The sequence below is a fragment of the Protofrankia symbiont of Coriaria myrtifolia genome, from assembly GCF_900634755.1.
Lineage (GTDB): Bacteria > Actinomycetota > Actinomycetes > Frankiales > Frankiaceae > Protofrankia > Protofrankia coriariae.
This window is the reverse complement of the sequence record NZ_CAAAFS010000050.1, coordinates 1-12,935: the sequence shown is the minus strand read 5'-3', so window position 1 is coordinate 12,935 and position 12,935 is coordinate 1. Positions and strand designations below refer to the sequence as shown.

At 68.7% G+C, this 12,935-nt stretch carries 10 protein-coding genes, 1 tRNA gene, 1 other RNA gene, 2 pseudogenes and 2 riboswitches; of the genes and pseudogenes, 12 read left to right on the top strand and 2 right to left on the bottom strand.

Annotated elements, in window-relative coordinates; all coding sequences use genetic code 11:
- Positions 1-78: 78 nt before the first annotated feature.
- The 10 genes and pseudogenes from fbaA (at position 79) to CM1CMNOD_RS02580 (ending at position 9,935) form a co-directional block, all read left to right on the top strand.
- Positions 79-1,116, top strand: a complete 1,038-nt coding sequence (fbaA, locus tag CM1CMNOD_RS02620) for a class II fructose-bisphosphate aldolase (protein WP_013872119.1) — start codon at positions 79-81, stop codon at positions 1,114-1,116.
- Positions 1,117-1,695: 579 nt separating this feature from the next.
- Positions 1,696-1,844: riboswitch (cyclic di-AMP (ydaO/yuaA leader) on the top strand.
- 6 nt (positions 1,845-1,850) lie between these two features.
- The gene (locus CM1CMNOD_RS02615) at positions 1,851-2,552 is read left to right on the top strand and encodes a transglycosylase family protein (RefSeq protein ID WP_013872118.1); all 702 of its coding nucleotides are present in this window, start codon (positions 1,851-1,853) and stop codon (positions 2,550-2,552) included.
- A 559-nt stretch (positions 2,553-3,111) separates the two neighbouring features.
- Positions 3,112-3,277, top strand: a riboswitch (cyclic di-AMP (ydaO/yuaA leader).
- 5 nt (positions 3,278-3,282) lie between these two features.
- On the top strand, positions 3,283-4,023 hold the full coding sequence (locus CM1CMNOD_RS02610) for a transglycosylase family protein (RefSeq protein WP_013872117.1): 741 nt from the start codon (positions 3,283-3,285) through the stop codon (positions 4,021-4,023).
- A 245-nt stretch (positions 4,024-4,268) separates the two neighbouring features.
- Positions 4,269-4,703 carry a DUF3151 domain-containing protein gene (locus tag CM1CMNOD_RS02605; RefSeq protein ID WP_013872116.1) on the top strand — a complete coding sequence of 145 codons (435 nt, stop codon included), beginning with the start codon at positions 4,269-4,271 and terminating at the stop codon, positions 4,701-4,703.
- A gap of 126 nt (positions 4,704-4,829) precedes the next feature.
- Complete coding sequence (locus CM1CMNOD_RS02600) at positions 4,830-6,437, top strand: ATP-binding protein (protein ID WP_013872115.1); 1,608 nt, start codon at positions 4,830-4,832, stop codon at positions 6,435-6,437.
- A 152-nt stretch (positions 6,438-6,589) separates the two neighbouring features.
- Positions 6,590-7,471, top strand: a complete 882-nt coding sequence (locus tag CM1CMNOD_RS02595) for a hypothetical protein (protein ID WP_043602849.1) — start codon at positions 6,590-6,592, stop codon at positions 7,469-7,471.
- Positions 7,472-7,887: 416 nt separating this feature from the next.
- Positions 7,888-8,253 (top strand): DUF6247 family protein, encoded by a 366-nt coding sequence (locus tag CM1CMNOD_RS02590; RefSeq protein ID WP_165001377.1) that lies wholly within the window; start codon positions 7,888-7,890, stop codon positions 8,251-8,253.
- Positions 8,204-8,446, top strand: a complete 243-nt coding sequence (locus CM1CMNOD_RS02585; protein WP_013872113.1) for a hypothetical protein — start codon at positions 8,204-8,206, stop codon at positions 8,444-8,446. The genes CM1CMNOD_RS02590 and CM1CMNOD_RS02585 overlap by 50 nt, the downstream gene beginning before the upstream one ends.
- A 251-nt stretch (positions 8,447-8,697) precedes the next feature.
- Complete coding sequence (locus CM1CMNOD_RS21410; protein ID WP_157490964.1) at positions 8,698-8,856, top strand: hypothetical protein; 159 nt, start codon at positions 8,698-8,700, stop codon at positions 8,854-8,856.
- 63 nt (positions 8,857-8,919) lie between these two features.
- Positions 8,920-9,935 (top strand): annotated as a pseudogene (locus CM1CMNOD_RS02580) (tyrosine-type recombinase/integrase).
- Positions 9,936-10,015: 80 nt separating this feature from the next.
- On the opposite strand, the gene CM1CMNOD_RS02575 reads toward CM1CMNOD_RS02580, so the two are convergent.
- Both CM1CMNOD_RS02575 and CM1CMNOD_RS02570 read right to left on the bottom strand, forming a co-directional pair.
- Positions 10,016-10,100, bottom strand: a tRNA-Ser gene (locus tag CM1CMNOD_RS02575).
- A gap of 128 nt (positions 10,101-10,228) precedes the next feature.
- Positions 10,229-10,585, bottom strand: a pseudogene (locus CM1CMNOD_RS02570) (TOBE domain-containing protein); the annotation flags it as partial.
- 189 nt (positions 10,586-10,774) lie between these two features.
- On the opposite strand from CM1CMNOD_RS02570, the gene ffs reads away from it, so the two are divergent.
- Both ffs and CM1CMNOD_RS02560 read left to right on the top strand, forming a co-directional pair.
- An RNA gene (ffs, locus tag CM1CMNOD_RS02565) (signal recognition particle sRNA small type) lies at positions 10,775-10,871 on the top strand.
- A 59-nt stretch (positions 10,872-10,930) separates the two neighbouring features.
- On the top strand, positions 10,931-12,935 hold a 2,005-nt coding region (locus tag CM1CMNOD_RS02560; RefSeq protein ID WP_131773818.1), incomplete at its 3' end, for a DNA polymerase III subunit gamma and tau.

The window sequence follows — 12,935 nt, the reverse complement described above, 5'->3', positions numbered from 1 at the left end:
GCACGGCACACGTCCGAATCGGTAAAATATCACCGAACCGGGCACGCCGCGCCCCGACTGTCCACAGGAGCCAGACCGATGCCCATTGCCACCCCAGATATCTACGCCCAGATGCTCGACCGGGCCAAGACGGAGGCATTCGCCTACCCCGCGATCAACGTCACGTCGAGTGAAACCCTGAATGCCGCGCTGAAGGGCTTCGCGGACGCCGGGAGCGACGGTATCGTACAGATTTCCACCGGCGGGGCCGAATTTCTCTCCGGTACCAGGGTGAAGAACATGGTGCTCGGCGCGCAGGCCCTGGCCGAGTTCGCCCACCATGTCGCCAAGGCGTATCCGGTCAACATCGCGCTGCACACCGACCACTGTCCTGCCGGCAAGCTCGACACCTACCTGCGCCCGCTGGTCGCGATCTCCAAGGAGCGAGTGCTCAGGGAGGGCCGCGAGCCGCTGTTCCAGTCCCACATGTGGGACGGCTCCGCGGTCGAGATCGAGGAGAACCTCAAAATCGCCGACGCGCTGCTGGCGGACACGGCCCAGGCGAAAATCGTCCTGGAGGTGGAGATCGGTGTCGTCGGCGGCGAGGAGGACGGCATCGTCGGCGCGATCGACGAGAAACTGTACAGCACGCCCGAGGACATGTGGCGGACTGTCGAGGTCCTCGGCGCCGGGGAACGGGGCCGCTACCTGGTCGCGGCAACCTTCGGAAACGTGCACGGGGTATACAAGCCGGGCAATGTGAAACTCCGTCCGAGCATCCTGCGTGATGGGCAGCAGTATGTCGCGCAGAAGCTCGGGCTGCCAGCCGACGCCAAACCCCTCGACCTGGTCTTCCACGGTGGGAGCGGTTCCGACCTGTCCGAGATCCGTGAAGCGGTCGATTACGGCGTGATCAAGATGAATGTGGACACCGACACCCAGTACGCGTTCACCCGGCCGGTCGTCGATCACGTCTTCCGGAACTACGACGGTGTCCTGAAGGTGGACGGCGAGGTCGGCGTGAAGAAGCACTACGATCCGCGCAGCTACGGCAAGGCGGCCGAAGTCGGCATGGCCGCCCGCGTCGTGAAGGCGTGTGAGGACCTGCGTTCCGCGGGACGCTCCCTCGCCAACTGACCCCGCTCGGACGGGACGGCTCCACAACACGCTCGCCAGACCGGGCTTCGTCGTCCGGCTGGCGAGCGTTCGCGTGTGGGCGTCAGTCCCCGGGCATCGGGTGACCGCCAGCCGTCACCCGTCAGCGGTCATTCCGCATATGGCGCGGGTTCCGGAAAGGTCGCACCATCGTCGGATCACGGGTACGGTACACACCGTCCTGCCGTTCTATGCGTCTTCGGCGAAATCAACGGTGTTCCGCGCCGCGTGCGCCCGGCCGGCCGGGCCCGGCCTTTGGCCCGGAGCACGCGGACCGCCGGCTCGCACACGGGTTCCTACCCGGATAATCCGGTTCCGATCGTCACCGCCACGACGGGATACCGAGTTTTCCCGGCAATAAAAGTACGATGAAAGCAATAAGCGCGCGCACCCGCGCGCTACCATCCGCTCCCGAGCCCCGGCAAGAGCTGTCGGCCCGATGTGCGCATCCTCACGAAGCGGATTCCCCGCTTGTTCGGCGCCCAGCAATTGTTGTTATGGTCTGCGCCGTGCTCGCGATACAGCGAACACACGTCGGGCGGCACGCCGAATCCTGCCCTCGTCCGACGAAAACCCAAACTTGTGGCAGGAACGGGGGACCCACTTCTGGGCGCCGATATCGGGCGTCCTCGGGGTGAAGCCGCAAATGCGGCCGGGCAGTCCCAGCCCGAACCCGACAGCTCACTTCGCAGGCGTGGGGAAGGGCATAAACCAATATGTCCAGTGCACGTTCCCGAAATCGACATCACGAAACCGGCCGAACCCGGCTGGGCGCTCGGGCGCTGGTGGTCGCTCCCGCCCTGGCCGCGGCGGTCAGCGGAAGCATCGTGATGTCACAACCCGCCAGCGCCGCCACCACCTGGGCGCAGCTACGCCAGTGCGAATCCGGAGGGAACTACAGCACCAGTACCGGCAACGGTTACTACGGTGCCTACCAGTTCTCGCTGAGCACCTGGCAGAGCCTCGGCTACACCGGGCTGCCCAGCAGCGCCTCGCCCGCCACCCAGGACGAGGCCGCGCTGAGACTGGCCAACCGGTCCGGCTTCGGCCAGTGGCCGGTCTGCGGCCAGGGGATGGGCGCCGACCAGCTGGCGGCAGGCGCCAGTTCGTCCGGGGCCAGTTCGTCCGGCAGCGGCTCGGTGAGCGCGGGTGGGTCGACCGGGACCCAGCGCTGGGTGGTGAGTCAGAGCGCGCAGCGTCTCGCGGACAACACGCTGTTCACCACCGGGCTGATCTACCAGGTGCGCTCGGACGTACGAGCCTGGCAGCGCCAGATGAACAGGCTCGGCTACCGGATCAAGATCGACGGCCGCTACGGCCCCCAGTCCGCCTTCGCCGCCGTCCTCTTGCAGGGCTCGCGGGGCCTGCAGGAGGACGGCATCTGCGGCCCACGGACCAGGGCCGCCACCTTCGGCTGAACAACCGACTGAACAGCCGACTGAACAACCCGGCAGTCGAACGCCCCTCGGCGGCCAGCACCGCCCACCGGCGGCCCGCACGGCCCGAAAACAGGCGGCTCACCCGTGGCTGGACATCCGACGGATCGGGCTGGAGCACCACGGACAGCACAGCCATGATCTCTTCTCGTGTCAGGCCTCCGGCCGCATCCGGGAGAACCCCGGATCCGGCCGGCCTGGGAGCCGATCCGGCGGGGTCGGGAACCGACCCGGACGATCCTGCTCCCCGGCGTGCTCCAGAAGTGACAACAAGCACATTATCGATACGCAAGAAGCTTTACCCGTCACCATAAGTCACAGAATCCGGAGAAGGTGACCCCGCAGCGAAGCGGAGTCACACCGTCAGGTACGGTGACACATTCACGGTGCCTAGCCCATTCGGGTGATAACGGTCACGTGGGTGTAGTTCATCCGACACCCCGATTTGCTTCGATAGAACCAGACTCGCTAGAGTTCTCCCACTCGCCGGATCGGTGAGGCCGCCCGGACGGACGCCGAGTCCTGTCCCCGTTCGGTACGGCCCGAGCTACCGCGGAGCCACAAGGACAGGATCGGGGGAACCACCATCCGGACGTCCTCTCACGGAGTCCTTGGGGTAAAGCCGGCAGCGTCCCTCGGCGCCGCCGGCCGGGCTTGATTCCCGCCCGCACCCGACAGCTCACCTCGTAGGCGACGGGAAGGACCGACCCACATGCCGTCTGGTGGCAGGCACCGCGCCCCGCAACCTCCCTCCACCGTCATGAAGGTTCTGCGTACCACCGGTGCCGTAACGGCACTCGTGAGCAGCGGCCTGGCCGTCACGGCCGCACCCGCGAGTGCGGCGACCTCTGACGACTTCGCCAAACTCCGCCAGTGCGAGTCCGGTGGCAACTACCGGATCAACACCGGCAACGGCTACTATGGCGCCTACCAGTTCGACGCCAAGACCTGGCACAGCCTGGGCTACTCCGGTCTGCCCAGCGACGCACCGCCGGCGCTCCAGGACGAGGCCGCCTACAAGCTCTACAACGCCCGCGGCTGCTCCCCATGGCCGTCCTGCTCGGCCCAGCTGGGTCTGACCCGCAACGGCCCGGCACCGTCGTCGTCCAGCAGCACCGCCGCCTCCGCTCCCAGCAGCCCGATACAGCGCGCGATCACTCCGGTGCAGCCGGCGATGACGCTGGAACGCGCCAAGTCCCTGTTGAACTCGGAGGACTTCACCGGGACGGCGCTGTCCACCGCGCTGGCCGGCGAGGTCCGCCCCGACGCCTACGTCTGGCAGAGCGAGATGCGCCAGAAGAAGTTCATCCTCCAGGTGGACGGACGCTTCGGACAGGAGTCCCAGGGCCTGGCATCGCTCTACTCGTATCTGACCCGGGTGGACGACGGCAGCACCGGTGTGGTCGGCAAGAACCTCTGGGACGTCACGGTCACCAACCCGACCGTCCTGTAACATACCAGGCGCACCTTTCGCGCCATTTTGTGGCTTGAAATTCTGCGGCTTGAAATTTTGCGGCCAAAGGTTACGGAACGCTCAACGCTGTTCCTTTGCCGCCGGGTCGCGGCCGGATGACCTACCCGCCGCGCGCCCCGATCAGGTGATGGACCTGCCGGCTCACCCCCCTCCCGGCGGGTCCATCATCTGACGAACTCTCCCGGCTGGACGCGCCGCCGATCGGATCCGGCAGGATGAACCCCATGACAACCTCGCCCGGACGACCGGATCTGCTCGGTGGCCCACCGCCGACCAAACTCACCATCGATCCCGCCGCGGCGCGGGCGCTGGGCGCCGGCGAGGATCCGGAGACCGTCGCCGGCCACTTTCCCGACTCCAGCCTCGCCTGGGCAACCCTGGCCGAACGCTCCCTCGACGCCGGCAGCCCGGTGACCAGCTACGCCTATGCCCGGACGGGATACCATCGCGGTCTCGATCAGCTACGCCACGCGGGCTGGCGCGGGCACGGGCCGATTCCGTGGTCCCACGAGCCCAACCAGGGCTTCCTGCGGGCGCTCGCGGCACTGGCCCGCGCGGCCACCGCGATCGGCGAGACCGAGGAAGCGACCCGCTGCCGCGACTTCCTCGCCGACAGCGACCCTCAGGCGGCCGACGCCCTGGGCCTCAAGACCATCTGAGCCACGCGTGGGCGCCGCCTCACCGCTGCCTCACCAGCGTGGGGACACCCACGTCCGCCGGCAGCCTACTGACATCCGATGTAAGTTACGGTCGACGTAAGTTACAGGCGATGTAAGTAGAGGCGGATGGCGTTCGTCAATCGCACCGAAGAGCTTGCCGCGCTGGAACGCTGGTGGGCCTCGACCGACCCGCGGCCGGCGGTGGTCTGGGGACGGCGCAGAGTCGGCAAGACCGCCCTGCTGCACCGCTTCGCCGCCGGACGGCGGTCGGTCTTCCACACCGGCGCCGGCCGCGCCGCCCCGGGTGAGCTGGCGCAACTGTCCCGCCAGGTCGCCGACAGCCTCCCCGGACGGTTCCGGGACCTGCTCGCACGCCCGTACACCGACTGGGACGACGCACTCGACGACCTGGCCGCGGCGGCGGAACACGAGCCGCTCCTCGTCGTCCTGGACGAGTTTCCGGAGATCGTCGCCACCTCACCGGACCTGCCAGGCGTGCTGCGGGCCTTCCTCGACCGCGCCGCGGGCAGGACCAGGCTGCGGCTGCTGCTGTGCGGGTCGGCGGTGCGGCACATGACCGCGCTCCAGGAACAGCGGGCACCGCTCTACGGCCGGTTCGACCTGTCGCTGTCGCTGCATCCGTTCCGCCCGCACGAGGCCGCGCTGATGCTGCCCGGGCTCACCCCGGCCGACCGGGCGTTCGTGTACGGGCTGGTCGGCGGAGTACCGCTCTACCTGTCGTGGTGGGATCAGGACGCGGACGTCACCGACAACCTGCTGCGGCTGGCCTGCCAGCCCGGCGCGTCCCTGCTCACCGAGGGGCAACTCGTGCTGGCGACCGAGGTGGAACACAGCGAACATCCAGCGGCGGTGCTGCACGCCATAGCCTCGGGCCGCACGCAGTACAACGAGATCAAGAATCACATCCGGGCCGAGCCGGCACGCACCCTGGACCGGCTCGTCGAACTGCGCCTCGTCGAACGCGTCATGCCGGTGACCGACACCGCGCGCAGCCGACGCCGTGTCTACCGGATCGCCGACAACTTCCTCGCCTTCTATCTCGGCACGCTTTCCCGCTTCCGCCCCGAGATCGACCGCGGCCTCGGGGAGGCGCTGCTGCCCGTACTGCTCGAAAGCCTCGACGATCATTTCGGCTCGCCATGGGAGGAGGCGTTCCGGGAGCATCTGCGACGGCTGGCCGTCGCGGGCTCGCTGGGGCCGGGCATCGTCGCGGTCGGGCCCTACTGGGGCGCCGCGGCCGGGACGAGATCGACGCGGTCGTACTCGCCGGCCGGGACCGGCATCCCGTGCTGGCCGGCGAGGCGAAGTGGACGCGAAGCGTCGACGGCCGACGGCTGGCCGCCGGCCTACAGGAGAAGATCCGCGCCCTGCGGCCCGGCGGGCCCACGGCGAATCCGCGAGAGGACGGCACCGGGCCACGCAACGGTGGCGGCCAGCGGGAAGCGGACCCTCCCGGATCGATCCGCCTCGCTGTCTGCGCCCGTGAGGAGATCCGGAACCCGCCACCCGAAACCCTCACCGTCACAGCCAGCGACATCTTCTCCCCGCCCTGACGCTGCCGGGTTCCGGGGCCAGTCCGTTGTCGGCGGGTCGGCAGGTCTGCAGGGACGCTGGAGCGCGTGGCGGGCACCATCCCGATCCACGAAGTCCGCAAACCGCCTCGGATGGGCCGGCGTTTCCAGGATTTCCTGGGCGGCACGACAAACGGTGTGAATCCAGGGTTGTGGCCGCGGCACCGCATTCATATCGTTCGGCAGCCGCAGCCGCCGGAACAGCGGACGGAACAGTAGCCTTGTTGTTTGCTGATACCGGTTTCAGTACGGACAAGGCCCGGTATACGCGGATCCGGTGCATACCGTGCTTCCATGCCCTCTGCCGAACACGAATCCCCGGTCGCCCTGACCAAGCTCGACCCGGACCTGATGGCCTGGCTGTTGGCCACCGTGTTCAACGTCAAAATGCCCGATTACCACCACGCTCGCACCGAGGCCACCGACGTCCGCGTCATGGTCCCGCGCACCTACCACGCCGACGGCATCGTGCTGTTCTGCGATCCGGTGGACCGGCCGCTGCTGGCGGCCGTGCTGGAGGTCCAGCGTGGCCGGGACCTCGCGAAACAGCGAACCTGGAAGCTGTACGTGGCCCAACTGGAGGCCGAGCTGGACGTCGACACGGCGCTCGTGGTCTTCTGCCCCGACTCGGCGACAGCCCGCTGGTACCGGCGCCTGCTCCCCTCGGACGGGCCGAGCGGCCTGCTGCTCCGGCCGCTGATCTTTACGCCGGGTGACGTGCCGCTGGTGGTGGACGTGGAGCTGGCCCGGGCGAACCCGGCACTGGCGGTACTCTCCGCGCTCTGCCACGGCGGTGGCGCCGAGGTGGACGCCGCGTTCCCGGCGTTGTTGGAAGCGTTGCGTTCCGTAGGCCCGCAGAAAGAGATCTTGTACTATGACGTCGTACTGGCCGGGCTGCCCGAAGCGGCCCGGGCCCGCTGGGAGGCTTTCATGACCACCACCGCCGATCACGAGTACCGCAGTGAACTGCTCCGCAGCACCGCCGCTCAGGGGAAGGCTGAGGGGAAGGCACAGGGGAAGGGAGAAGACATCCTGACCGTGCTCGACACGCGCGGCGTGCCGGTGCCCGATGCGGTGCGCGAGAAGATCCTGGCCTCCACCGACCTGGCCCAACTGGACGTCTGGCTGCGCCGCGCGGTCACCGCGGCCACCGCCGCCGACGTCATCGACGAGTAGCGCACCCGAACGATCTATCCCACCTGCCCGGTGCCGGCGGCCCAGTCCTCGGCGAAGGTCTCTGTCTGGGCGATGACGAGGTCGATTGCCTCCCGCGCCGCGTCTGGCGGGTGACCATACCCGTGTGCATCACGCAGCCAGCATCGCCTGCCCACGGCGGATCCGCGCGACGATGACAATCGGCGGGAGGCGGGCGATCCAGGACAGATTCGCCTTGCCGTCTGTGCCCGAGAGACGATCAGAAACCCGCCAACCGGAGCCCGCACCATCACAGTCGCCAACATCTTCTCCTCGCGGTAACGGCCGGCGGGCGGCAACTGTTCTGTTGACCTGCCTTGTCGACGAGAACAGCGGATCACACGGGCGACCACTTCTCCTCCCCGTTGCTCCACCGACGGGGTGGAACAATGGATCGCATGGCCGACACCATCCCGATCTACGGGGTCCGCAACCGCGTTGAGAAGAACGGGCCCGCGATCCGCGATGCGCTCCGTCCAGACGATCGCGACATGTTCGTGGCGGAACTGCGGATCGCGCTGGCAGAGGCGGACAACACCCTCAACCTCGACCCGGTGAGCGCAGTGATCGACAAGTGGTGGGGGCAGGCGGTGCTCACCGCCAACCCAGAGATCGAAGCCGGCGCTCTCGCGGACCGTCGACGCGTAGCGGCCGGGGACCCCACCGTGCTCGGAGCGACCACCTCATACCCAGCCGGGGATCCGGAGGTGACCAATGGCCAGATACACGATCCGCTGGGTCACCTACGCCGAGCAACAGCGTGACACGCTACCCTCCGAGAGCCGTCATGATCTTGAAGCGCTCCTGAACCGGCTGATCAACGACCCGCGCCGTCAGGGCACCTACGACAAGCGCACCGAACTGTGGCGGACGGTCTTCGGGTACGGGCTGCTGACATACAGCATCGAAGACCGATGGGTCACCATCACCGTACTCCGAGCCACCTGGATCGGTTAAAACACTGATCAAGCAGCGTGAATCCCATTCACAACCATCCGCACAGGCCATGATCGGTGCGAGTTTGTCGTCGGGTACGCTTTTTGGCCATAAAAGCATGCACAACAACAAACTCACACTGATCTCCGCCGATGGTCGGACGTCCATCGACACGTATCGTCGTTCGCGAGGATACGTATGGTTACCTGCCGGCGCTTTAGGGCGTACTGGCCGGGCTGCCCGAAGCGGCCCGGGCCCGCTGGGAGGCTTTCATGACCACCACCGTCGATTACGAGTACCACAGCGAACTGTTCCGCAACATCGCCGCCCAGACGGATAGGGAGGCGATCCTGACCGTGCTCGACGTGCGCGGCGTGCCGGCGCGCGAGAAGATCATGACCTGCACCGACCTGGCCCAGTTGAACCTCTGACTGCGTCGCGCGGCCACCGCGACCGCCGCCGACGTCATCCACGAATAGCGCACCCGAGCAAGCATCCAACCACCCAGCGGATACGCCGCGCCGTCAGTGGGTGAGAACACGATCGCCGGCTACCGGGTCGCGGTGCGCGTCCACCTGATCCCGGGCCTGGGCGCGCATCGTCTGGAACGGCTCGAACCGGAGCACATCGAGGCGCTGTACCAACGGATGCAGAAAGCGGGGAAGTCCGCAGGCACGGCGCACCAAGCGCACCGGACGTTGCGTGCGGCACTGAACGAAGCGGTGCGCCGGGGGCACCTGGGCCGTAACTCCGCCGCACTGGCCCGCGCCCCCGGCTTGCCGAGTCGGATGAGGAGGTGGAGCCATACTCGGTGAGTAAGGTTCAGCGTCTACTGACCGAGGCCGCGCGTCGGCGCAACAGTGCCCGGTGGGCGATCGCGCTCGCACTGGGTCTGCGGCAGGGGGAGGCGTTGGGCCTGAAGTGGCCGGATGTGGACCTTGACGCGGGCCTGCTGCGGATCCGGCGAGGTCGGTTGCGTCCGAAGTACGAACACGGCTGTGGGGCCACGTGTGGGCGCAAGGCTGGGTACTGCCCGGACCGGGTGCAGGTCCGGCCGGATACCAAGGACGTGAAGTCCCGGGCCGGCCGGAGGGTCATCGGTCTACCCGACCCGCCGGTCAGGATCTTGCGGCACCACCGGGAGGTGCAGGACAAGGAGCGGGTAGAGGCCGCCCAATTGTGGCGGGAGGCCGGATGGGTGTTCGCGACGCCGACCGGTGGCCCGCTCAACCCGAACACCGACTACCAGGAGTGGAAGGAGCTGTTGCAGGCTGCGGGCCTGCGGGATGCCCGGTTGCACGACGCCCGGCACACCGCGGCCACGGTGTTGCTGCTGCTCGGCGTCCCTGACCGAGTGGTGATGGGGATCATGGGATGGTCGTCGGAGAGCATGCGGCGGCGTTATCAGCACCTGACCGACCCAATTCTTCGGGATGTCGCCACCCGTCTGGGCCTGCTGCCGTGGGAGGAGCCACCGGGGCCGGCGGACAGGTCCGAAGAGGGCAACTGAGACCGGAAATGAGACCGGATGATCCAATACCGGGTCGGTCGGGGATGGCCGACCCGGCGGAATCGCCTGGTACCAAAGGGCGGAGGATGCGAGATTCGAACTCGCGAGGGGTTGCCCCCAACACGCTTTCCAAGCGTGCGCCCTAGGCCACTAGGCGAATCCTCCGTCGACCACACTATCGGATCCGAGGGACGATCGAGGCAGCGGGCCGGGTGATCCACCGCTGGCCAGGGCGCGGCGATGGAGATCTCCGTGGATTTGACCAGGACGGTGACCTCGGAGCCCGCCGCGAGGCCGAGCTCGCCGACGGCCGCCTTGGTTATCGCGGAGGTGATCGTTTCCCCTCCTTCAATAACGATCTTCACAACGGCCATCGCCCCGCCCTGGTCGATCGCGGTGATCGTGCCGGGGATCTGGTTGCGGATGCTCAGGCCGGACACCTCGCCCACGGCCAGGGACACCTCGGTCGCCTTGACCAGGATCTGGACCTGTGCGCCACTGGCGATGCCAAGCTCCCGGACCGCCTCGGTGGTCACCGCGGTGACCACTTCCCGCCCGGCGGCGAGACGGATCTTCACGGCGCTGATCGCCTCACCGGAAGTGATCTCAGTCACAGTGCCGGAGAGCTGGTTGCGAATACTGATGCTCATGCTCGACCTCACCGAGTTTCCTGCGTGTCGTGGGCGATCGGGTGCCGCTACCTTCGCACGGGACGCACTCGTGCCGTCGTGACGCTGAGTGGTATGGAACAGTTTGCCGGGGCGCACCGTGCGGACAATGGTCACCGCTGGCAGGTGCCCCCGCCGCGAAGATCCTCCCGGCAGGCCATAGACTGTCGGACAGACCCCTCGTGCGGCGTCACCCTCGTGAAACCCCCCAGGGCCGGAAGGCAGCAAGGGTAAGCAGGCTCTGGCGGGTGTGCGGGGGGTCGCCCTTCGTTACGGGGTCTTCTTCGTCACGAGGTCGCGGTCCTGGGTTACGACGAGGTAGGTCCAGTGAGCGGTGCGCTGTACAACCGATACCGTCCGGCGACCTTCGCCCAGGTCGTCGGCCAGGAGCATGTCACCGGCGCGCTCATGCAGGCGCTGCGCACCACCCGCATCCACCACGCCTACCTGTTCAGTGGGCCGCGCGGCTGTGGCAAGACGTCGTCCGCGCGCATCCTCGCCGCCTCCCTGAACTGCGTGGACGGCCCGACGCCGCAACCGTGCGGGGTCTGTGACCAGTGCGTGTCGATCCGCGCTGGGGTCAGCATGGACGTCACCGAGATCGACGCCGCCTCTCACGGCCTCGTCGACGATGCCCGTGACCTGCGGGAACGCGCGTTCTTCGCGCCCGCCTCGGCGCGTTTCAAGGTGTTCGTCGTGGACGAGGCGCACATGGTCACCGCGGCGGCCTTCAACGCCCTGCTCAAGGTCGTCGAGGAGCCCCCGCCGTATCTGAAGTTCGTGTTCGCGACCACCGAGCCGGACAAGGTCATCGCCACCATCCGGTCCCGGACGCACCACTACGCGTTCCGGCTGGTCCCGCCCGGCGTGCTGCGCGATCATCTGACGTCGATCTGCGCGCAGGAGGGCGTGGACGTCGACCCGACCGTGTTACCGCTGGTCGTGCGGGCCGGCGCCGGGTCGGTCCGGGACTCACTGTCCGTCCTCGACCAACTGCTCGCAGGTGCCGGCCCGGACGGTCTGGGCTACGAGCGGGCGGTCGCGCTGCTCGGCCTGACCGACGGCGTCCTGCTGGACGAGGCGGTCGACGCCCTGGCCGCGCATGACGGCGCCAGCGCCTTCACCGTCATCGACAAGGTCGTCTCCTCCGGGCACGACCCACGCCGCTTCGCCATGGACCTGCTCGAACGCCTGCGGGATCTGATCGTGCTCGCGGCCGTCCCGGACGCCCCCGCCAAGGGGCTGCTGGAGACCTACTCGGCCGACCAGCTCGAACGGATGCGTGACCAGTGCACGCGGATGGGCCAGGCCGAGCTCTCCCACGCCGCCGGCGTCGTGCACACCGGCCTGGTCGAGATGCGCGGCACGACCAGCCCGCGGCTGCTGCTCGAACTGACACTGGCGCGCGCACTGCTGCCCGCCGCGAGCTCCGATCCGTCGGCACTGCTGGTCCGCATCGAACGGCTGGAACGTCAGGGGGTGGCACCCGGTGCCGCCACCGCCCCGCCCGCGGGCGCCACGGGCGTCGCGAGTACGGCCCCCGGCACGCAACCGGCCGTCCTTCCAGGTCCGGCCACCGCCGCGGGCGCGGTTGCCGCGGCAGGCCCAAACGTCGCGGCGGGTGCGGTTCCCACGGGCCCGGCTGCCGCTGTGGGCGCGGTTGCCGCTGTGGGCGCGGTTGCCGCTGTGGCGGCTCCGGGCGTCCCGACGGCAGCTCCGGCCGCCGCCGGACCGGCATCCAGAACAGCTCCGGCCAACGTGGCGGGTCCTGGGTCTGGGGGAACGGTTCCCGGCGCGGCGGCCGCGCCGGGAACCGGCGCGCCGATCCGAGCCCCGCAGCGGCCTGCCGCGACTGCCGCGGCGCCGGCTCCCGGTCCGGCTGGCTGGGCTCCCGCGGCCGAGGTGCCGCCACCAGCCGACGTCCGTCCTGGCTCTTTCGCTCCCGTTCCTCCCGCGGCTCCGCCGGACGGGCCAAGCGGGCCGGGCGGGCCGGGCGGCGGAGCCGACGTCGGCCGGCTGCGCGCGGTCTGGGGCGACGTGCTGCGCGCAACCCGGTCACGCAAAGCCACCACACATGCCCTGCTGCAGGAGTACGCATCGGTCGCGGACGTCCGCCGCGACGAGGTCGTCCTGGCCTTCTCAGCGCCACCGATCGCCCGGATGTTCGGCCAGGGCAGCAACGTGGACGTCCTGTGCGCCGCGCTGACCGAGGTCGTCGGCGGCACCTGGCGGGTCACCATCGCCGCGGGCGGCGGGCCGTCAGGCGGGCCGCCCGGGGGGGCAGCGCCATCCGGCGGCGCCGGACCGTCCGGCGGCGCCGGCCCGTCGGGTG